At 69.5% G+C, this 20618-nt stretch carries 15 protein-coding genes and 1 tRNA gene; 8 read left to right on the forward strand and 8 right to left on the reverse strand.

Features of this window, described 5'->3' with window-relative positions:
• The first annotated feature begins 272 nt into the window (after window positions 1-272).
• A complete protein-coding gene (locus ACRX5S_RS06760) occupies window positions 273-914 on the forward strand; it encodes a bifunctional DNA primase/polymerase (protein WP_436771852.1) in 642 nt (213 codons plus the stop codon).
• 260 nt (window positions 915-1174) lie between these two features.
• Here the strand turns inward: ACRX5S_RS06760 and ACRX5S_RS06765 are convergent, their stop codons facing one another.
• Both ACRX5S_RS06765 and dcd read right to left on the reverse strand, forming a co-directional pair.
• Window positions 1175-1672 carry a phosphoribosyltransferase gene (locus ACRX5S_RS06765; RefSeq protein WP_436771853.1) on the reverse strand — a complete coding sequence of 166 codons (498 nt, stop codon included), beginning with the start codon at window positions 1670-1672 and terminating at the stop codon, window positions 1175-1177.
• Between the two features lie 85 nt (window positions 1673-1757).
• Window positions 1758-2333: a dCTP deaminase gene (dcd, locus tag ACRX5S_RS06770; protein ID WP_436772227.1), complete on the reverse strand. Its 576-nt coding sequence runs from the start codon at window positions 2331-2333 to the stop codon at window positions 1758-1760.
• 135 nt (window positions 2334-2468) lie between these two features.
• Here dcd and ACRX5S_RS06775 point away from each other — a divergent pair.
• From ACRX5S_RS06775 to ACRX5S_RS06785, 3 genes are all read left to right on the forward strand, one after another.
• Window positions 2469-2542 (forward strand) — tRNA-Gly (locus ACRX5S_RS06775).
• A gap of 988 nt (window positions 2543-3530) precedes the next feature.
• Window positions 3531-5486 carry an aconitate hydratase gene (locus tag ACRX5S_RS06780; protein ID WP_436771854.1) on the forward strand — a complete coding sequence of 652 codons (1956 nt, stop codon included), beginning with the start codon at window positions 3531-3533 and terminating at the stop codon, window positions 5484-5486.
• Window positions 5483-6808 (forward strand): NADH-quinone oxidoreductase subunit D, encoded by a 1326-nt coding sequence (locus tag ACRX5S_RS06785; protein WP_436771855.1) that lies wholly within the window; start codon window positions 5483-5485, stop codon window positions 6806-6808. Before ACRX5S_RS06780 ends, ACRX5S_RS06785 begins: the two co-directional genes overlap by 4 nt.
• 373 nt (window positions 6809-7181) lie before the next feature.
• Here ACRX5S_RS06785 and ACRX5S_RS06790 read toward each other — a convergent pair whose 3' ends face one another.
• From ACRX5S_RS06790 to ACRX5S_RS06800, 3 genes are all read right to left on the reverse strand, one after another.
• Window positions 7182-7754 (reverse strand): TIGR00730 family Rossman fold protein, encoded by a 573-nt coding sequence (locus tag ACRX5S_RS06790; protein ID WP_436771856.1) that lies wholly within the window; start codon window positions 7752-7754, stop codon window positions 7182-7184.
• Window positions 7755-7890: 136 nt separating this feature from the next.
• Window positions 7891-8496, reverse strand: a complete 606-nt coding sequence (locus ACRX5S_RS06795) for a hypothetical protein (RefSeq protein WP_436771857.1) — start codon at window positions 8494-8496, stop codon at window positions 7891-7893.
• Between the two features lie 84 nt (window positions 8497-8580).
• Entirely contained in the window at window positions 8581-9696 is a 1116-nt protein-coding gene (locus ACRX5S_RS06800; RefSeq protein WP_436771858.1) for an alpha/beta hydrolase family esterase, read from the reverse strand.
• Between the two features lie 392 nt (window positions 9697-10088).
• Here ACRX5S_RS06800 and ACRX5S_RS06805 point away from each other — a divergent pair, with 392 nt between their 5' ends.
• Together ACRX5S_RS06805 and ACRX5S_RS06810 are read left to right on the forward strand one after the other, a co-directional pair.
• Window positions 10089-10874: a hypothetical protein gene (locus ACRX5S_RS06805; RefSeq protein ID WP_436771859.1), complete on the forward strand. Its 786-nt coding sequence runs from the start codon at window positions 10089-10091 to the stop codon at window positions 10872-10874.
• A 525-nt stretch (window positions 10875-11399) separates the two neighbouring features.
• Window positions 11400-14288, forward strand: a complete 2889-nt coding sequence (locus ACRX5S_RS06810; RefSeq protein WP_436771860.1) for a helix-turn-helix transcriptional regulator — start codon at window positions 11400-11402, stop codon at window positions 14286-14288.
• A 51-nt stretch (window positions 14289-14339) separates the two neighbouring features.
• On the opposite strand, the gene ACRX5S_RS06815 is transcribed toward ACRX5S_RS06810, so the two are convergent.
• Entirely contained in the window at window positions 14340-17138 is a 2799-nt protein-coding gene (locus ACRX5S_RS06815) for a LuxR C-terminal-related transcriptional regulator (protein WP_436771861.1), read from the reverse strand.
• 414 nt (window positions 17139-17552) lie between these two features.
• On the opposite strand from ACRX5S_RS06815, the gene ACRX5S_RS06820 reads away from it, so the two are divergent.
• Window positions 17553-18446: a helix-turn-helix domain-containing protein gene (locus tag ACRX5S_RS06820; protein ID WP_436771862.1), complete on the forward strand. Its 894-nt coding sequence runs from the start codon at window positions 17553-17555 to the stop codon at window positions 18444-18446.
• 12 nt (window positions 18447-18458) lie between these two features.
• Here ACRX5S_RS06820 and ACRX5S_RS06825 read toward each other — a convergent pair whose 3' ends face one another.
• On the reverse strand, window positions 18459-19028 hold the full coding sequence (locus tag ACRX5S_RS06825; RefSeq protein WP_436771863.1) for a TetR/AcrR family transcriptional regulator: 570 nt from the start codon (window positions 19026-19028) through the stop codon (window positions 18459-18461).
• A 65-nt stretch (window positions 19029-19093) separates the two neighbouring features.
• Between ACRX5S_RS06825 and ACRX5S_RS06830 the strand changes: the two genes are divergently transcribed.
• The gene (locus ACRX5S_RS06830; protein ID WP_436771864.1) at window positions 19094-19537 is read left to right on the forward strand and encodes an SRPBCC family protein; all 444 of its coding nucleotides are present in this window, start codon (window positions 19094-19096) and stop codon (window positions 19535-19537) included.
• A gap of 49 nt (window positions 19538-19586) precedes the next feature.
• On the opposite strand, the gene ACRX5S_RS06835 is transcribed toward ACRX5S_RS06830, so the two are convergent.
• Entirely contained in the window at window positions 19587-20429 is an 843-nt protein-coding gene (locus ACRX5S_RS06835; RefSeq protein WP_436771865.1) for an NAD(P)H-binding protein, read from the reverse strand.
• Window positions 20430-20618: the final 189 nt, after the last annotated feature.

Raw genomic sequence — 20618 nt, forward strand, 5'->3', positions numbered from 1 at the left:
CCGGCAGCGGCCGCGGCCGGCTGACCGGGCGCACGAAGCGCCGCACAGGGGCCGGAGCGAGCAAAGCGGACCACAAGCGGACCACCCGGACCACAAGCGGCACCACGTGGCCCTCGGATGGATCTTCCGGTCGCGTGCGCGACGCGGTTTCCTCGTCTCACGGGAACGCAACGAGACAGGAACTGCACATCCAGCGCACGCGACCACGCGGCGGTCCCCGGCTTTCCCCCAGCGAGTCCGGGACGTACCACCGCCGCGGTTAAGGACCGGACATGCTCGTGCGGAGACGCACCAAAGCGGCGTTGCAGGCCGCCGCCCTCTTCTACGCGACGGATCGGGGATGGCCCGTACTTCCCGGTGCCTACGTCGACCAGGGCCGCTGCTCCTGCCGGTCGCCCCACTGCCCGGAGCCCGGTGCGCACCCCGGCGACGAGGCGGGCCTGGCGGCCGCGAGCCGTTCGTCCGAGGTCATCCGGACGTGGTGGTGCAGGCGGCCGTACTCCGTACTGCTCGCCACCGGCCTGGAGTTCGACGTCCTCGACGCCCCCGCACACGTCGGCTACGCGGCGATCCACGAACTGAACCACCTCGGCTTCACGCCGGGGCCGGTCGTCCATCTGCCGTCCGACCGCATGCTGTTCCTCGTCCGCCCCGGCGCGCGCGACGTCTACTGGTACACGATCGACCACAACGACGCCGCCCACCTGGACGTACGCCACCACGGCCTCGGCCACGTCGTCCCCGCCCCGTCCGGCCCGTGCGGCGCGGACGGCCCCGAGCCCCGCTGGGCCGTGCCCCCGGACCCGGCCGACCGGCGGCTCCCCGAGGCGGTCGAACTCCTCGGAACCCTGGTCCGCTCCTGCCAGCAGGACCCGGCCAGACCCCCGCACGTGCGCGAGGAGGTGAGTGGTTGAACGCTTTCCGGCCCACCCCCGCGACCACCCCGCACGGTCGGCTGCCCGGCCACACCGTGCGGGACCGCGGGACCGGGCCGGACTCGGGCCGTACCCGCTCACGGACGCCCGGGTCCCAGCAGTGCCGCACAGTGCCGCACGAAGGCCCCGGCGCCACCCACCCGGCGTCGGGGCCTTCGTCTTGGCTGGTGCTGTCCGCGCTGGTCGGGCGGTACTCGTGCGTACTCGTCCGTGCGTGCGTCCGTGCGTGTGCGTCCCGGCTACGCGTCCAGGATCTGGCCCTCCCGGGTCACCACCGGCGGCAGCACCGACCACGGGAAGTTGATCCAGTCCTCGGTGTACTTCCAGACGTACTCGCACTTGACCGACGACTGCGGCTTCTCGTAGATCACCGCGCAGCGCACATCGGCCACCGCGCCCTCGCAGAAGTCGCGCACCAGCTTCAGCGTCTTGCCGGTGTCGGCGACGTCGTCCGCGACCAGCACCTTCTTGTCCGTGAAGTCGATGACGTTCGGCACCGGGGCCAACATGATCGGCATCTCCAGCGTGGTGCCGACGCCGGTGTAGAACTCCACGTTCACCAAGTGCAGGTTCTTGACGTCGAGCGCGTACGCCAGCGCCCCCGCCGCGAACACGCCGCCGCGGGCGATCGACAGGATGATGTCCGGCTCGTACCCGTCCTCGGCCACCCGCGCGGCAAGATCACGCGTCGCGGTGCCGAGCAGGTCCCAAGTCAGGTTCTCCCGCACGTCGGTCATTGTCGGGGCCCTACCTACGTGTTCGGGCGGCGCACACGCACCGCGATCATGTCTTCTGCACCCGCAGTCGGCGCTTCCTCCACCGTCAGATCTTCGTCCGGTGGAAACTCTGGAACGAGCGCGAGGCCGTCGGCCCCCGCTGCCCCTGGTACCGCGAGCCGTACACCGACGACCCGTACGGAAACTCGGCCGGCGACGACAACCGGAACAGGCACAACTGCCCGATCTTCATCCCCGGCCACAACTTGATCGGCAGCGTCGCCACGTTCGACAACTCCAGGGTCACGTGCCCCGAGAACCCTGGATCGATGAACCCGGCGGTCGAGTGCGTCAGCAACCCCAACCGCCCGAGCGAACTCTTGCCCTCCAGCCGACTCGCCACGTCATCCGGCAGCGTGATGACCTCGTACGTCGACGCCAACACGAACTCGCCCGGATGCAGGATGAACGGCTCGTCCCCGTCCGGCTCGATGAGCCGCGTCAGATCCGGCTGCTCCACGGCAGGATCGATGTGCGGGTACCGATGGTTCTCGAACACCCGAAAAAACCGATCAAGCCGGACATCCACACTGGACGGCTGCACCATCTCCGACTCAAACGGGTCGATGCCAACCCGACCGGCGTCGATCTCCGCGCGAATGTCCTTGTCCGAAAGCAGCACAGACCGAGGGTAGTCGCTGCCCCGCCGATACACCCAAACGGCACTCCCCCGACCCGCCCCCGCCCCCAAACACGCCTGCACCCCACCAACCAAATCAGGTACAGTGTGACCCGCGACCCCCACCAGGGCAGCAACGCGGGCGTAGTTTAATGGTAGAACATGAGCTTCCCAAGCTCAGAGCGCGAGTTCGATTCTCGTCGCCCGCTCCAGACGTAAGGCCCAGGTCAGAGACCTGGGCCTTGTTCGTTGTCTAGACCTATTCAGGCGCCGCGCACCACGTCCGTACCACCTGTGCCCTTTCTAGGCTGCTTGCGCACCATCCTGTCCAGACTGTCCGCTGGCTCTTGCTGCTGCGTATGCGCGGGGTTGAGCCTGTCGTGCGCCTTGACGCACCCGAACTGCTCGCCGATTCCATCAGGTGCTCAGCCGTGACGTACCGACCGAAACGGGTGTTCGTATGGTCGGGCCGCAGGTCAGGGGTGGGTGAGGGGCGGAAGTCCGGGTGCTGCCAGAGCCATGTGTCCCTGCGGATAACGGCGGGCTACCAACGAGCCGCCGGTTCTAGGGTCTGTGGCTGGACTCTCAGATGGCGGGCTCAGCGTCGTCCAGGCCGCGGTGGGAGGACGGCGGGCCGTATCAATGTCCGTGCTGCCGACTGGCGACGTTGACTTCCGCATCCTGCGAGATCTGCTCGGAGTGAGGGTGGGAGGACGACGGGCAGGACGACGCGACGGCGAATTGGCCGCAATGTGTGGGCGGACATCGAGGCGGCTCACGGGTGGTGGTTTGCGGAGGGCCCGCCGACGCCGGACCGCTTTGGCCTGACGGTTGAGCCCGGCGGGATGCGGCGCGTCTGGTACGGCCGCCCCGGTGGCCTGTAGTGGCCGGTTCCGGTCGGGCGAGCGTGAGGCAACGGCTGCCCCGGGCTCCTCCTGTGGCAGGAGGAGCCCGGGGCAATTCCGTATCCGATCCGCCGGGCTCCGCGTCGTCGGGTCGGGGTGCCGCTGGGCTCGGCTTGTGGCGTGGTTGCGTCGTGCGGCTGTTGTGGAGGGCGATTACCGCGTGGTGGGGGTCATTGGGGCTCTCGGGGTGTGATTTGTGGGGGTGTGGGCAGCCGCGGGGCGAGGGGACCGGGCTGAGTGCGGCTGGGAGGTGGGCTTTGTGGTTGGGCGCGCCGACAGGGAGACCAGTGGGCCGTTGAGCGTTGCGCGGCGGCTTGTTGACGGGCATTTGGTCGAGGGGCGGATGGAGGTGGGGGAAGAGGTTGCGCTGCGGGTCGACCAGACGCTCACTCAGGACGCCACGGGGACTTTGGTGATGCAGGAGCTCGAAGCGCTTGGGGTGGATCGGGTTCGTACTGAGTTGAGCGTCCAGTACGTTGACCACAACCTCCTGCAGGCGGACGAGCGCAATGCTGAGGACCACGCCTTTCTGCGATCGGCCGCGCGGCGGTTTGGGCTTTGGTATTCGAAGCCTGGCAACGGTGTCTCGCATCCCACTCATATGCAGCGGTTCGGGGTTCCGGGCAGGCTCTTGATCGGCTCTGATTCGCACACATGTGCGGCTGGGTCGCTGGGGATGCTGGCGATCGGCACGGGCGGTCTCGACGTGGCCCTGGCGATGGCGGGTGAGCCGCTGCACTTGCGTATGCCGCGGATTTGGGGCATACGGCTCCACGGGGAGCTTCCCGACTGGGTGAGCGCCAAAGACATCATTCTGGAATTGCTGCGCCGCCACGGGGTCAAGGGCGGTGTTGGGCGCATCATCGAGTACCACGGGCCTGGCCTGGCCGGGCTCAGCGCGATGGATCGGCATGTCATCGCCAACATGGGGGCGGAACTTGGGGCTACCGCCAGTGTCTTCCCTTCGGATGACGCGGTCCGCGACTTTCTGCGGGCGGAAGGGCGTGAGAACGATTTCGTCCCGCTCTCGGCCGATCCCGGTTGCCGGTACGACCTGACGGAAGACATCGATCTGTCCGAGCTTGAGCCGCTGGTCGCCAAGCCCGCGTCGCCGGGGAACGTGGTGCCGGTACGGGAGGCCGCGGGTACGCCGGTCGGCCAGGTCGTCATCGGTTCCTCGGCGAATCCGGGGCTGCGTGACTTCGCGGTCGCCGCGGCCATGGTCAAGGGGCGCCAGACCTCGGGCGACGTGAGCTTCGACGTCAACCCGACCTCGCGGGAGATCCTTCAGGACCTCACGCACATGGGCGGGACGTTCGACCTGATCGCCGCCGGCGCGCGCATCCATCAAGCGGGCTGCCTTGGCTGCATCGGCATGGGCCAGGCGCCGGCCGTCGGGCAGAACTCCCTGCGGACCTTCCCGCGCAACTTCCCGGGCCGCTCCGGCACCGCCGACGATTCGGTGTGGCTGTGCTCGCCGGAAACCGCGGCGGCGTCCGCACTCGTCGGTCACCTCACCGACCCGCGCGCGTGGGCGCTCCGGGAGGACGTCGACGTACCGCACCTCGAACTGCCCGAGCACGCCTCGGTCAACAGCGGGATGCTCGAACCGCCGCTGTCGCCGGACGAGGCTCGTGAAGTCGGCCTGGTGCGTGGGGCGAACATCTCGGCGCTTCCTGAACTCGACGCGCTGCCCGATGAGTTGGATGGTCCGGTGCTACTGAAGGCCGGCGACGACGTGTCCACCGACGAGATCTCCCCGGCCGGGGCCAAGGCTCTGCCGTACCGCTCCAATCTGCCGAAGCTCGCCGACTTCACGTTCACCCGTATCGACCCCGACTACCCCGAACGTGCCCGGCAGAGCGGCCCGCACATGGTCGTCGCCGGTGACAACTACGGCCAGGGATCCTCGCGTGAGCACGCGGCGATCACCCCGCGGCTGCTCGGCCTGCGTGTGGTGATCGCGAAGTCGTACGCCCGGATCCACTGGCAGAATCTCGCGAACTTCGGTGTCCTGCCGCTGGAGTTCAGCGACCCGGAGGACTACGACCGCATTGAACAGGGGGACGCGCTGGAATTGGTGGGACTGCGCGCCGCGCTTGACGGCGAGGACGCCGAAGTCGTCGTGCGCAACAGCACGAAGGACGAGACGTACCAGGCCACTCACCGGCTCTCGACCCGCCAACGCGAAGCCGTCCTCGCCGGAGGCGTAATCCCGGCGCTGGCCGCGCGTCAGGGGGGTGCGCCATGACAGCGGGAGCACGTGCGGGGCCGCGTCGCGAGGTGTTCGTCGACTCGGGGCAGGAACTGGCGGATGCGGTCGGCGACTTGAAAGCGACAGCCGACGAACGCATCGTGGTCAACCTCGGCCCGCAACACCCGTCCACGCACGGTGTGCTGCGCCTGATCCTCGAACTCGACGCCGAACGCGTGGTCGAGGCCCGGCTAGGCATCGGCTATCTGCACACCGGTATCGAGAAGAACTGCGAGTACCGCAACTGGACCCAGGCGGTCATGTTCCTCACCCGCGCCGACTACCTGATGCCGGTGTTCAACGAGGTCGTCTACTGCCTCGGCGTGGAACGGCTCCTCGGCCTGACCGGCCCGGCAGAGGACCAGGTCCCGGAGCGGGCGCGCGTCATCCGCGTCATGCTCATGGAGCTCAACCGGATCTCCTCACACCTCGTCGCAATCGCCACCGGCGGCATGGAACTCGGCGCACTCACCGTGATGACCTTCGGGTTCCGCGACCGCGAACTGGTGCTCGACGTGTTCGAGGCGATCACGGGTCTGCGCATGAACCACGGGTACGTGCGCCCGGGCGGCCTGGCGCAGGATCTGCCCCCGGACGCCGAGTCAAGTGTCCGAGAGCTGCTGCGCGTTCTGCCTGAACGGATCCACGAGTACGAACAACTACTCGACGACAACGCGGTTTTCCGGAAGCGGACCGTCGGTGTCGGCTACCTGGACCTGACCGGCTGCATGGCGCTGGGCGCCACCGGCCCGATCCTGCGGACCACCGGGCTGCCGCACGATCTGCGCAAGGCGCAGCCGTACAGCGGGTACCAGGACTACGAGTTCGACGTACCGACACTCGCCGGCTGCGACGCTTACGACCGGTATCTGCTGCGAATCGCCGAGATGAAGCAGTCCCTGCGCATCGTCGAACAGTGCCTGGACCGCCTGGAGCCGGGCCCGGTCATGGTCGCGGACAAGAAGGTCGCCTGGCCGGCCCGACTCGCCCTGGGGCCGGACGGGCTCGGTAACTCGGCCGAGCACATCCGGACGATCATGGGCACCTCCATGGAGTCCCTCATCCACCACTTCCGGCTGGTCACCGAGGGCTTCGCGGTACCGCCCGGCCAGTCGTACACCGCCGTGGAGTCCCCGCGCGGCGAGCTGGGCTGCCACCTGGTGTCCACCGGCGGGCCGCGCCCCTACCGCGTACACCTGCGCGACCCGTCCTTCACCAATCTCCAAGCCGTCGCGGCGATGGTCGAAGGCGGTCTGGTCGCGGACGTCGTGGCGTCCTTGGCGAGCACCGATCCCGTGCTGGGCGGCGTCGATCGCTGACCGGCTGCCTTTCCGGCGGCGGTGGGTCTTGTCGCGCTGACTGTGCAGCTCGCGGTATCAGGGGTGTGGCAGGACGGGCTGCCGCTGGAACTCTTCACCGCCAGATGGCTCGACGACGGGCGGTGAGCCCGGACGTGGGTTCGGCGCAATTGGGTGTGGCGGTGTCCTCGCGCTCGGGTCTCGCTGGGCGGTGCGGCTTGTGGCTCGGGGGGGTGGTAGTGGCCAGGTGCGGATGATGACCGTGGTGCACCTCGGCGGACCGTCGGCTGAGGTGTTCGGGAACGCGCACGGCCGGCGGTTCTGGGGACTGTCTTCACATTCCCGTCGGATGGCCCTCGGGGGTCCGGCTGGAACGAGAATGTGAAGACACGACCTACGTGCCGTGGGCGGGGGTCGGGGGATGTTGGAGGCGGTTGGCCAACGCGCGCAGCAGTTCGGGGAGTTCGGGTTCCACGGCCAGGTCGTCCATGGTTGCGGCGGGGAGGAAGCCGGCGTCCACCAGGCCGTGGAGGGCGTCGAGTAGGGGCGTCCAGAAGCCTCCGGTGTCGAGGAAACCGACGGGCTTGGTGTGGAAGCCGAGTTGGCGCCACGACCAGACCTCGAAGAACTCTTCCAGGGTGCCCAGGCCTCCGGGGAGGGCGATGAAGGCGTCTGCGCGCTCGGCCATCAGCTCCTTGCGTTCGTGCATGGAGTCGCACAGGACGAGCTCTGTGATCCGCTCGTGCGCCCATTCCCTGGCGGCCATCCCGCGGGGCATGACGCCGATGACTTCGCCGCCCGCCTCCAGGGCGCTGTCCGCCAGGACGCCCATCAGCCCGCGGCGTCCGCCTCCGTAGACGAGGGTGATCCCGCGCCGCGCCAACTCGGTGCCCACGGCGGCGGCCAGTTTGGCGTGGGCCGGGTCGCGGCCGTCGGACGAGGCGAGGAAGACGGCGAGGTGACGCATGGGCGACTCCAAACCCACCAGTACTGATGCGGATGATTGCGGACGGGACGACCTGACTGGTGACGCCGCCGGCGGCGTCGCTCAGGGGAGTTTGGATTCCCTGGGCCCGTGGGACGCGCAAAGTGGGCACGCGTGCTCACTGGGCGGGCGTGTCCATGGTGACGGCCCATTCACACCAGTCGACCGCCGACACCTGGATGAGGCAGGGACGCGTCAACGAGAAGTCCTTGGACCGGTCCGGGGTGGCCCGGAAGTCCAGGAAGTCCTGCCGCGGCGGAATCTCGTCCAAGGGGACGAGGAACGCGATGAAGGGGTCCAGCCAGTCGTCGATCATGGCATTGAGGTACTCGTCCGGATGCGGAAGGCTTCGCAACCTCCCGTCCGCCGCGGGCCCGTGGTAGGCGAGGACGTCCGAACCGGCTCCGGTGACCGTGTCGACGAGTTCAGTCGCGGCCTCGGGGCCGTGGAATTGCAGGTGCCAGGGCGTCTTCGCTTTGACCTTGAGGGAACGGCTCGCTTCGGCCGGACGGCACCACAGCACCCGTTCACCGTCCTCGGTGCCTGATGCGCAGCGCCCGAATTTGTCGTTGAGACCGTCTCCCTTCACCGAGAAGGACTTGTCCTCCATCAGGCGCGCCTCGATCAGGATTGGTCCGGGCGGCAGTGCGGGCACCTCGATCGTCTGCTTCCCGACCTTGCCGCGGACTTCCCACAGGAGCGCCTGGCCACGTTGTCCCTTCACACCCACCACATTCCCAGTTCCTCGGCGTGCTGACGCGCCCTGCCGGAGGTACGGCAGGGCGCGTGGGCACGCCGGCGTTCTCCGTCACAAACGGTGTCGGGCGAGGAATTGCCAGGCGATCACGGTGCCGTCGACCTCGTTGTTCGTGGGATTCAACACCGCTTCGTATTCGGGCGAACCGTGTCCGGGTGAGGCGTGCCCGCTGTTGTCGAGTCGGTACAGGACGACGTCGCCGCCACGGTTGCAGCCCCGGTAGGCGATCTTGTCGATGTGATCTGTCACTTCGGTCACGCGCGGGCGGTCAAGCCGACAGCCGTTGTTCGCCGCCCATCGCTCCACCGCGGTCTCGCCCGAGTAACTCCAGGACGTGCCCGGCTTCGGAGCACCGATGGGCGCGGGCAGGCCGGGGGCCTCGGGCGGCGGCGTATCGGCCAGCACGTTGATCGGGTCCCAGGCGCCGTGAATTGCCATGACGGGGACCGGCCGCGAGGGGTCGCAGGTGACCGTACGCGGCGGCGTGTCCGTGGCGAGCGGGAACCGGACCCCGTTGACGGGGGCAACGGCCGCGATACGTCCGGCCAGATCACATGCGAGTTGCGATGCCATACGTCCGCCGCCGGACACCCCGGTGGCATATACGCGCCGAAGGTCGATGCAGGCGGCCTGGCGGGCGACGTCGATAACGCGGCTGACAAACGCGACGTCGTCACGTGTGCCGGGAGGCGGGAAAACCGTGGTGCCTGCGAGCGGCACACCGGGAATGTTCCAGGCCCAACCGTTGACACCTGGCGCCGGGGATACGGGAACGGCCCCGTTCGGGGCGGCGACGGCGAATCGGTTCGCGTCGGCGACGTCGCGAATCCCGTCGTTCTCCATCTGCTCAAGCCCCGATGAAGACGACCCGTGCAGGTCCAGGACGAGGGGGATGTGCTTGCGGCCTTGCCCCTCCGGTACGTACAGCGCCACGCCGACGCCGTCCACCATCAACATGTGGTCTCCGGGCGACAGTTGGGAACGACAGCCTCCGCGATTCGACGCGGTGTCGGATCCCTGGGCGGACTGCGCCTGCGCCACCGCGGGTTCGGCGCCGATCAGGAATACCGCCAGTCCCGCCGCCCAGAAACCGGATTTGAGGCGGCGGGCAGACTGTGTGCGCTGATTGGCCGACTGCCGTCGCCCGGTGCTCTTCCACAGTTTCATCTGGGCCTCTTGTTCCTTGCGTCACGGCGTCCGGGCAAACCTCCCCGGACCACGCGATCCAGGTGCAACTACTGACGATGATTCCGACGTGGGCGGGTGAAGTCCCGGAAGAATGCGACACCACGGCGCCCCGAGCGGTGTGGGCGGCACGCAATTGCGGGCGGTTCGGCAGGCCTGCGGGGCGGGGCGAATGTACGCGCCGGGAGGCCGCTGCCCCGGCTACTCGTCGCACTTTTCCACGCGTCGACGTCCTCTCGGTCCGCACAATCGTGAGATGGTCCTGGACCGGCACTCGGTCCGCAAGGCGCCGGACGGGCTCGGCGGACGCATCTCCAGGACGGCGCATTTATCCAGGCCGGATACATCACGTTTGTCCAAGGATGTTCCCCGTTATGGATATCTACGCGGTCACCAACCGCCCTCCCGCCACGGCCCCTTCACCGGCCGCTACGCCCCGCTCCACCGAGGCGCCGTCCCACCACGACGCCCGCCGACGTCGCGGCCGTCGCCGGCGCCTCGTGCCCGTGGCGGCGTTCACGCTCTCGATGGCCGCGTTCCTGACGGCATGCGGTGACGACGACGACCCGGCAACGGATCAGCCGAGCGCCCAGGGCATAGCGACGGCCACTCCCGGCGAACAGAGTCCGCCGCAAATCACGCCGCCTGATGCCAAGCAGCCCACCCAGTCGTCCTCCGGGGCCGGGAGCACGGCGCATACCACCAAGCCCTCCGGTGGCGGCGGGGCGGTGGTCGAGTTCGAACTTCCCGCGGAGATCGGCGGGGTGCCACGTCTGCCGCAGGCAGGCAACCCCACCGTGACCCGGCTGGTAGGCCGGTCGAACGCGGGCTACGCCAAGGACCTCGCGCGCGTACAGACGGCCGTCTACGGCCCAAGTCCCACCGACCAGAGCCAAATGGTGCTCCTCGTGGTGGCAACTCGGGGGCCGGAGACGACGCCCGCCGAGTACGTCGGGCAGTCCGGCCCTCCCGGCATGTCCGAAGTCAAGGTCGCCGTCGCCGACAAGGGAGTTCAGCGGTGCTGGGCGGACACCGGCCGCATGATCTGCGAATGGGGCGACGACAACATGTTCGTGTCGTTCTGGTCCGCGGCAGGACCGAGCGAGCACAAGGCTGTTGAGGAGCAATTCATCGCTCTGCGCAAGCAGTTGACGGTGTGATCCTGCGGGCGGGTCAGGAACCCCTTTGCCACCACGGATCCCCGGTGGAGTTGCCGGGCACTCGGCGCCCGTACGGCGAGGCACCCCGGCCCCGCCCGCGGCTCAGTCCTCGTCGTCCCGAACCTCACCCACGGGCCCGCCCGGAGGATCCTTGCGGGCACCAGACGCCGCGGGCCGCCGTGTACGCAGGCCGCCCGGCGCGTGGTGGTGCCGCCACACGGCGAGCTCGACAGACATGTCCCCGAGGAGAGTGCGGGGATCCGCAACCGCCTTTATGAGCTCGCGCAGCAGGGCGCCGTCGCGGTTCCACGGCACGGCCGCGCCGAGTTGGCAACGGCCTGGGATAGTCGACACCGCGATCAGATGGATGGCGAGGGACTTCCGGAAGCCACCGGGGCCGCAGCCTGGGTATAACAGCCGGTATACAAGTCGATCACGGGGATGGTGCCCATCGCCGGCCCGGCGCCCGATGCGCGGCGCACTGCGACGGCGAAGGCGTTCTCTCCACAGCCTGAGGACAAGCAGATGGCCGTGAACGCGGGACGTTGTTCCGAACCCGCAACCGCTGCCATCGTGCGCGGATTCCTCCGCTTCCGACCACGCGGCCTGCCCCGGCCGGCGACCAGCTTCATCGGACGCGGGCGCGAGCTGCGCGACGTCCTGCTGGCGGTCGAGAGCCGAAGGCTCGTGACCCTCACCGGCGTGGGCGGGATCGGGAAAACCCGGCTGGCTCTCCGGGCGGCGGAGGACTGGTCCCGACGGGCCGCCTGGTCGGTGGTCTTCGTCAGCCTTGTCTCACTGGAGGATCCCCGGCTGGTCGAGACGGCGGTCTGTGAGGCGGCGGGTATCGGTACGGACCTGGCCGTCTCTCCCCTGCGCGTCGCCCAGCAAGTGCTGGACGACAAACCGGTGTTGCTGGTGCTCGACAACTGCGAACATCTCGTCGACGAAGCCGCCCGCGTCGCCGGGGCGTTGCTCGCGTCTTGTCCGAACGTGAGGATCCTGGCCACCAGTCGGCAGTCCCTCGGCCTCCCAGGAGAACTCCTGTGGAGTGTGCCGTCCTTGGCGATGCGGAGTGTCGAGGACGAGCCAGGCCCCAGTGACGCCGCGATGCTGTTCGCCGCCCGCGTCCCGCCCGGGTTCGGCGACAGCCGGGTGGCACCGGAGTTCGTCGAACAGCTGGTGGCCGAACTCGAAGGCATCCCGCTGGCCATCGAGCTCGCTGCGTGCGGCCGGGGGGACGACGGCCACCACATGTACGAGCTCCTCGCCGCCTTTCGCTCCGCCGACCCTGGTCCGGCACGGGAAGGGCGGCACAGCACGATGCGGCGCTCCCTGGAGTGGAGCCGCGCGCTGCTGGACGACGTCGAACTGCTCGTCTTCCGGCGACTGTCCGTCTTCGCGGACGGATGGACCCTGGACGCCGCGCAGTTCGTGTGCGCGGACGCCGCCGTACAAGCCGCAGCAGCCACACATACCGCGGTCGATGTAGTCGACGCCCCCGACACACCCACCCCGGCCGAAGCAACAGACTCCGGATACCACCCGGCCCACCCCATAGACCGCGAAGACGTGCTGGAAGCCCTGCTGTCCCTTCGCGACAAATCCCTGGTCGAGTCGGTCTCGACCGACAGCGATCGCCGCTTCCGCATGCTCGTGCCGGTACGTCAGTTCGCCGCCGGACTGGCAGCCGAGTCCGGCGACGACACCCTGGCCTCCGACCGGCACCGTGCGTACTACGTCTCCTTCGCGCGTACCGCGGAGCGCGAACGCTGGGCCTTGGACCCCGCGTTGCGCGAACGCCTGGACACCGAGGCCCCCAATCTCCGTGCCGCACTCGACGCGGCCTGCCGCATCGGCAGCGAGGACGCCCTACGCCTCACCACCGCTCTCAGCCTCTACTGGCGGGTGGGCGGACACCAGTTGGAGGGTTCGGACGCGCTGGAACGCGCCCTGCGGGCCACCGAGGCGACCACGGACTCGACAAATCCGGTACGAGGGCGAGCGATCGCGCAGCACGCCTGGCTCTCGTTCTGGCACGGTCGTCTCCCCGAGGCCCTGGACGACATCCAGGAGTCGCTGCGCCTCGCGAGGACGCACGGGCACCCCCACGACGAGGCGTTCGCCCTGACCGCGCTGGCCACCGCCCGCCAAATGCTCGACCCCTGCGCCGCACAGACCCAGTTGCAGCAGGCCGTCGCTCTGGCTGTGCATTGCGGCGACCAAGTCGCACTCGCCGATGCCCTGTCCAGTCTCGCGATCAGTTACCACTGGCAGGACAACTACCCCCGTATGGCTGCCGCCGCCCGCATCGGCGACGCGGTCGCGTCGGCCGTAGGGCACAGGAGCGCGCTGTTCTGGAACCGTTGGGGACGTGCGCATCAGGCACGTGTGGCCGGGGATGTGGCAACCGCGGCGGCGATCGCCGAGGGGTTCGATGCCTGGACGGTCACCGGGAACCCGCTGCTGCGCAGCGCGGCCACGGAAGTCACGGTGTTGCTCGCGGTGATGACCGGGGACGCCGAAGGCGGTCTGATCCGGGCCCGTGCCGAACTCGCCGCGTCCACGGACGAATCCGTACGCTGGGGCATGAGCCCGGTACGCCACGCGCTCGGATTCGCCGAACTCGCGGCGGGGAACCTGGACGCGGCGCATGCCGTGGGAGTCCACCTGTTCGATCTGGAACGCGACGGCACCGGCTATCTCGCCTGGCACGCGCAGGAAATCCTCATGCACGCCGCCCTGGCCTCAGGACGCTCGGACGACGCGCGGCAGCACGCCGCCGCGATACGGGCAATCGCCCGGAAGTTGGGGAACCGGCGGGCCGAGATCGTGGCCCGGATCGGCGAGGCGGAAGCGGCCCAACTGTCGGACGACACCGCACACGCGGAAGCCGACGCACACGACGTCTTGCGGGTGTGCGCGGAACACGGTTGGTGGATCGACGCCTTGGCGTCCTTGGACGTGCTCGTCGGCGTCGCGGCGGCACGCGGACTTCACGAACGCGCGACGCGGCTCGCCGCAGGAGTGCGTGAAGCACGGAGGGTACGCGGTCTGGTGAGAGTCCCGCCGCTCTCGGCGTCGGCACGGGCCCTGATCGACCGCGCCGCCGCAGCGCTTCCCCGAGATCAGCGAGAGAAGGCTGTGGAGGTAGGAACCCAGATGCCGCTGAAGGAACTTGCGGACTACGTGAGCCGAGGCCGTGGCAAGAGGGGAACCGACGCAGGGCAGAGCGGGCTGACCCGCATGGAACTGCGCGTGGCGACGCTGGCGGCAAGTGGCCTGAACAACAAGGCGATCGCCGAAGAACTCTTCATCGCGCCGGGCACCGTCAAGAACCACCTGTCGCACGTCTTCGCGAAGCTCAGTGTCTCCAACCGCACCCAGCTCGCGTCGGCCTTCGACAAGGTATGACATCGGCAGGGGTGACTGAACCGCCCCAAGTACGTCGTTCGACAGCACGAATCATGGGTTCGTGTGCCCCGCCTGCCTCACATACGACGCGAGTTCCGTGCGATTCGCGACACCGAGCTTCGCGTAGCTCTTGCTGAGGTGCGCCTTGACCGTCGCCCGCGCGATGAACAGCCGTTGCGCGATCTCGGGGTTGCTCAGCCCTTGAGCCGCGAGCAGGACGACGTCCCGCTCCGCCGGTGTCAGACCGCCCCACCCGCGGTCGGGACGTCGGCGCCGTCCTTGTGTCCGGTCGGCGTAACGCACCGCCGCGGCAAGGGACATCGGTGCTTCGGCGTGACCCCACGTGTCCGCGTCGACCGCGCCGGACCGTGCGAGCGCCGCGAGGATCCGGTCCCGGCGCCGGTCCTCCGCGAAGGCCCGCCGCACACCGTGGGACTCGCGCCAGGCGTCAGCCGCGCCGAGGAGCGCGGCCGCCCTCTGGAACGCGCCGCGACCGGTTGAGGCTTCGGCCAGGACCTCCAAGGCGGCGACCACGACCACGTCCAGGCCGTCCGCCAATGCACCGATCAAGACCTCTTGAAGGTCGCCCTCGGCCTTGGTCGGATCCCCTTCGAGGGCGTCCGCCTCCGCCTCGACGATCCGGGACACCACCGCAGCATGCGGGTTCGGCAGCGTGACGGCCAATGTCGCCAACGCGGCGGCGTGCCCTCGCGCGGCGGCGATGTCGCCGCGGACGAGGGCCACCTGGGCGGAAATCTCGTGCGCATACCGGCCGATCACGACAAGACCGTTGTCCGCCATCGTGTGCAGACGTCGGGCACTGCGCTCCGCGCCCGCGAGGTCTCCGGAAGACAGTTGGGCGAAGCCCGCCGCGCGGACGACAGCCGCAACCCCCATCGGTACCAGGGTCCCGCCTCCCCCGAGCACGGCCACTTCGGCGATCGCGAGAGCGGTACGCGTGTCCCCCTGCGCCGCCGCCACCACGATCCGGATCTCGGCCGCGCAGTTCCGCGCGAACCGGTCGACCTCGTTGGTCGGCTCGACCCCGTCCGCACCGGTGAGTTCGAGCATTTCGGCGGCGAGGGACGCGGCGCGGCGCAACTCGCCTCGCACGAGCGCATGATGGGCCGCGCACCAACGGCCCAGCGCACCGACGTTGTCGAACCCGATGGCCACGCCTTCAGCCGCGGCACGGCTGCCCAGATCCGCGGCCTCGCGGTAGTCCCCCTGCCAGAGCCTGCACAACGCGAGTCCGACCAAGGCGTCGGCGAGCAGAGACGGATCACCGTGTTCCTCGACGGAGTCGATGCCGGACGCAAACAACGCACTGGCGCCTGTCGGGTCGCCGGGAGCCACGACCGTCCCGAGACGAACCGCCGCGTACGCGCGCGCCGACACGTCGTCGGTTTCGTCCGCCACGGTGACGGCCTCCTGCGCCACCCGTCGCGCGCCGGGCAAATCGCCGGTCCAGGCAAGGACGTTGGCCCGCGTGGCGAGCGTACGGGCGCGTGTGACCGTCGACTGCTCAGGGGCCGTTGCCAGCGCGAAGCGGGTCGCACCCTCGGCCTCGCAAAGTCGTCCCGCGATCCGCCAATAGCCGCTGAGGGCGGCGGTGATGCGCAGGGCCTCCGAAGCACCTCGGCGGCAGGCCTCCGCCAGTGCCCGCCGGATGTCCGGCCCCTGTTCGTCGAGGCCGGCGCGCAACTCGGGGTCCAGCTCCGCGCCTTGCCGCTCCGCGTCCTCCGCGACCCCGACGAAGTACCGCATGTGACGCTCCGCCAGTTCCTCCGGCGCCCCGCCGCGGGCCTCATCCCCGTCGGCGGCCTCCGGAAGGGCGTGCAGCGCATAGTCGCGAATGGGCAAAAGCATTCGGAACCGGCCGCCACCTGCGCCGACGCCGGTCACCAGCGACTGCGTGTGAAGCGAGGCCACGACCTCCGGAATTCGGTCGGCGGTGACGCCGACGCCGTCCGCACACACGCCGGCCGCGGCCTCCAGAGTCCACGGAGCCTCGAAGACTGCCAGTCGGCGGAACACCGCCTGCTCCTCCGCACCGAGCATCTGGTAGCTCCAGTCGAGGCAGCGCCGCATCGTCCGGTGCCGTACGTCTCCCCCACGCGACCCGCCCGACAGGCGCCCGGGGCTCAGGGACTCCGCAATCTGCGCGACGCTCAGCATGCGCGTGCGGGCGGCGGCCAGTTCGATCGCCAGCGGGATGCCGTCGAGCGCGCGAACAACGCGTCTGACATCCCCCAGGACAGTCTCGTCCGCGGTGAACTCCCGGTCGGCAAGCTCCGCTCGGTCGAGGAACAGCCGCACTGCCCCGGGAGCTTGGGGATCCGCCCCTTCCACATCCAGCGGCGGCAGGAGCCGTACGACCTCGCCGGGCACTCCCAGTGGGCTGCGCGACGTGGCCAACATCCTTACATTTGGGCAAGTTGCGAGCAGCGTGCGCGCCATGTGGGCGACGTCCGCCAGCAGGTGTTCGCAGGTCTCCAGCACGACCAGCCAGTGCCGGTCGTGGATCACCCCCACGGCGGCTGTCAGCGGCTGGGCTGTGACGTGCGATCCGTCGGCCACCGCGTCCAGCAGGGCCCGCTCCGCCATGAGGGCACTGTTGGCGGAGACCAGGTCGACGACGGCGACCGACTGTTGCGAAAACAGCTCGTGTTCGTGCGCAGTACGCAGGGCCACTCGGGACTTGCCGATCCCGCCGGGTCCGGTGATCGTGACCAGGCGCTCACCGTCAGCCAGAAGCCGTTGTACGTCGGCGAGTTCGGCCGTGCGTCCGACCAAGGTGTCCGCGGTGTCCCGCCACCATGCCTCGCGGTTCCGATCACGGGATGCCATGCGACTGCCCCCTCGCGACCTTCCTCGTGCAAGCAACGCCATTCGTCAGCCTGCCGTACCGCCAAGGCTGCCGCTCGCACAGCGCCAAGGCCCGCATCAGACCCGGTGCCACGCCCTCGCTCGGAGAAATGCACTTCGCCGGAGCCGCACGTTCGAGTGCCTGTCGCGGAATGGCCGGCAACGTGACCTGGGCCGCTGCGGGTCGGGGCCCGGATGGGAATAGGCCACCTGGCACATAGTCTGGCCCCCGCCCTCCGCGCAAAGTGGACTTCGCACCGCCAAGTCCCGCCAGCCGTCCGGCAACGCCCCGATGAGACAGACGTGTTGAGGTCTCTCTCGGATCCACACCCGCCCCGACCCCCAGGCCCGGGTGTGGCGGCGATGTCCTGCGGCCGCGACCGATTGGGAAATCGCATGCCCCGCCTCACGCTCCCCACCCGCGCCTGGTCCACCGCCCCCGGTCTGGGCGTGCTCGGTGTGACCGGAGCCGAGATCGCGACCGACTCCCGCCCGCCCAGCGCCGACCTGGCGGGTGTGGTGGAACGTTTCTGGCGCATGCGCTGGGACGTGCACGACAGTTCGAAGCCGGCGCAACTCGTCCTGCTCCCGCTCCCCGAAGCGGGCCTCGTCGCCGCGCGCGGCAAGGTCGCCCGGCACGGCGTCCTCCGACATCCGCGCACGTGGCGGCTCACGGGCCAAGGCACCGCGGTCGGCATGGTCTTCCGTCCCGGCGCCGCGGCCACCGTCCTGGGCGAGGACGTCCCGCGCCTCACCGACCGCATCTGCCCCCTGCCCGATACGGGCGCGGGCCTGGACAGCCGACGCCTGGCCGACGCCGTCATCACCGCGGGCGCGAGCGAACTCTTCCTGGCGGCACGGTGTTTCGAGCGGCATCTGCGCGACAGGATGCCGTTCCCCTACGACCCGGCCCGCGAGCTGATGGCCGACGTGATCGAAGTGTTGCGCGTCGGGGGGAGTTTCACGCGCGTGGCAGAGCTCAGCTCGCGATTCCATCTGTCTCCGCGGACGCTGCAACGGGCGTTCCAGAAGCACCTGGGAGTCACCCCCAAGTGGCTGCTGAGCCGCTACCGCCTGCACGACGCCGCGGCTCGGCTTCAGACGATGCCTCCCGAGCGGTGGTCGTATCTCGCCCTGGATCTCGGCTACTTCGACGATTCGCACTTCGCCCGCGACTTCGCCCGTGCGTTGGGTATGACGCCGATCACCTACGCCCGGGCGGTGGTCCGGGGACAGCAGGCGCCCTGCTCCGTGATCGGCCGTCCGATGCCACCAGGACGCGCGGCCTGAGAACCGTCGCGGTCAGTCCAACTCGTAGAGCAGCAGAAGCCGTTCCAGGGCCTCGTCGCAACCGGCGCGGTCGCCGGTTGCCAGCAGGTCGAGCAGGAGTCCGCGCATGGCGGCCAGGCCGACTCGGGCCTGGGTCCTTGCGAGCCGCGCCGACATGCCGGTGCGTTCCAGCAGCGCGGCGCACGGCCCGAGCCAGGACTCGACGATGCCTTCCAGAAGCGGGGCAGAGTGCGGATCGCCTTGCAGCGCGCGCCCGTACAACTCGAAGAACAGCCGCTCGTACGGTGCGATCGCCGGATCGACGAGGCGTTGCCACATGCGGCGGGTCAGTTCGACGGCCGACACGTCGTCGCCGAGCTCGCGCACGATCTCCGCGAGCCCGGCCCGCTGGCGCTCCTCCATGTCCTGCACCACGGCGACGAGCAGGCCGTCGCGGGAGCCGAAGTGGTAGATCAGCATCCGATGGCTGGTTCCAACCCCTTCGGCCAGCCGACGCAGGCTGAGGTCGCCGACGCCGTGGGCCGCGAAGTGCTCGATCGTCGCGGCCAAAAGGCGTTCCCTGGGCGGCTTCCCGGCGTTCATGTCTGTACCATATGGTACGCGTACCATTTGGTACACCGCGGGAGTCCCTCGGGGAGGCACACACCATGGCCGGCTATCGGACAGAGGCGACCGCACGCAGCTCAGCGCCGCCTGAGGCGATCTGGGCGCTCCTCGCCGACGGGCCGAACTGGCCCACCTGGACGCCCATCGGCGCGTACAAATTGGAGCGCCCCGGCCCCGCCGACCGCGACGGCCTGGGCTCGATCCGCATCTTCAGCACCAAGCGACCCACCGGCACCGTGCATCTGCGCGAGGAGATCGTGGAGTTCGAGCCGGGCAAACGGCTGCGTTACGTGGTGCATTCGGGCCTGCCGGTACGCGGCTATGAAGGCACCGTGGAGCTGTTTCCGGACAGCGACGGTACGACGATCACCTGGTCCTCGGTGTTCGAGGCGAACCCCCTCCTCGGCCGGCTGGTCAGGCGCAGCTTGCAGGGCGTCGTCGAGGCGTGCGCGAAGGGGCTGGCGGACCGAGCAGCCGCGGCGTGACCTTGCGCGGAGGCAGCCGCGGTGCCCGGACGCCCCGCCTCCGCCCGGGTCAGGAGTCCGTGCTCCAGGCGCCGGTAGCCGCGGCCCGCCGCGCGAACTCGGTGAAGTCGCGCGGCGCCCGGCCCAGGGCGCGCTGGACGCCGTCCGACAGGTGCGCGTTGCGACCGTCCAGGATCTCGGCGAACAGGAAGGTCATGAACGCGACCGTCTCCGCGTCCAGGCCGCCTTCCGTGACGGCCGCCGCCGCGTAGTCGTCCATCGGCACCGAGACGTACCCGATCTCGCGACCCGCAGCCGTGGCGATCGCGGCCACCGCCTCGCCGAAGCTCATCAGCCGCGGTCCGGTCACGTCGTAGACCTCGCCGGCGTGCCCGTCCTCGGTGAGCGCGGCGACGGCGACGTCCGCGATGTCCTCGGCATCGATGAACGGCTCCTTCGCGTCGCCGAGCGGCAGCGCGAGTTCGCCCGCGAGAAGCGGCTCGACCAGGAAGGCTTCGCTGAAGTTCTGCGCGAACCACGAGGACCGGACGACGGTCCATTCCGCGCCCGCCTGTTCGGCCACGGTACGCATTCGCTCCTCGGCGTTCAGCGCCTCCGGCGCGCCGCGTCCGGACAGCAGGACCAGGCGGCGCACCCCGGAGGCCACCGCGGTCTCGGCGAACGCGCCCACGGCGTCGGCGGCTCCGGGAACCCCGATGTCGGGGACGAACGCGATGTAGGCGGCCGATACGTCGGCGACCGCCGCCTTCCACGTCGACTGCTCGTTCCAGTCGAACGGAATCGCGGCGGCACGCGAGCCGACGCGAACGCCGACACCGCGGTCGGCAAGACGCTCCGCGACTCGGCGCCCGGTCTTGCCGGTGCCGCCGAGAACCAGGGTGGTGTTCGCCATTTCGGGCTCCTCAGCCGGTGTCCAGTGTGCTCGGGCAACAGTCGGATCCATCAGTCGGCGGCGCCCGCGTGCGTCCATCTTGGGGCGGTCGCCACCCGGGGTTCTCGGAAAAAGCCGACATCCCGTCCCAGGGGACGGACGGGAACAACGGAGGCCCGGAAGGACGCCCAAGTGCGCGTAGAGGCGCCG

Origin of the sequence: Yinghuangia sp. YIM S09857, assembly GCF_051388915.1 — a bacterium.
Lineage (GTDB): Bacteria > Actinomycetota > Actinomycetes > Streptomycetales > Streptomycetaceae > Yinghuangia.

Bases quoted from the DNA above. Each gene is read 5' to 3' on its own strand.
- ACRX5S_RS06760 (WP_436771852.1), top strand. From the start codon at position 273: ATGCTCGTGCGGAGACGCACCAAAGCGGCGTTGCAGGCCGCCGCCCTC.
- ACRX5S_RS06765 (WP_436771853.1), bottom strand. From the start codon at position 1,672: ATGACCGACGTGCGGGAGAACCTGACTTGGGACCTGCTCGGCACCGCG.
- ACRX5S_RS06785 (WP_436771855.1), top strand. From the start codon at position 5,483: ATGACAGCGGGAGCACGTGCGGGGCCGCGTCGCGAGGTGTTCGTCGAC.
- ACRX5S_RS06790 (WP_436771856.1), bottom strand. From the start codon at position 7,754: ATGCGTCACCTCGCCGTCTTCCTCGCCTCGTCCGACGGCCGCGACCCG.
- ACRX5S_RS06800 (WP_436771858.1), bottom strand. From the start codon at position 9,696: ATGAAACTGTGGAAGAGCACCGGGCGACGGCAGTCGGCCAATCAGCGC.
- ACRX5S_RS06805 (WP_436771859.1), top strand. From the start codon at position 10,089: ATGGATATCTACGCGGTCACCAACCGCCCTCCCGCCACGGCCCCTTCA.
- ACRX5S_RS06810 (WP_436771860.1), top strand. From the start codon at position 11,400: ATGGCCGTGAACGCGGGACGTTGTTCCGAACCCGCAACCGCTGCCATC.
- ACRX5S_RS06815 (WP_436771861.1), bottom strand. From the start codon at position 17,138: ATGGCATCCCGTGATCGGAACCGCGAGGCATGGTGGCGGGACACCGCG.
- ACRX5S_RS06820 (WP_436771862.1), top strand. From the start codon at position 17,553: ATGCCCCGCCTCACGCTCCCCACCCGCGCCTGGTCCACCGCCCCCGGT.
- ACRX5S_RS06825 (WP_436771863.1), bottom strand. From the start codon at position 19,028: ATGAACGCCGGGAAGCCGCCCAGGGAACGCCTTTTGGCCGCGACGATC.
- ACRX5S_RS06830 (WP_436771864.1), top strand. From the start codon at position 19,094: ATGGCCGGCTATCGGACAGAGGCGACCGCACGCAGCTCAGCGCCGCCT.
- ACRX5S_RS06835 (WP_436771865.1), bottom strand. From the start codon at position 20,429: ATGGCGAACACCACCCTGGTTCTCGGCGGCACCGGCAAGACCGGGCGC.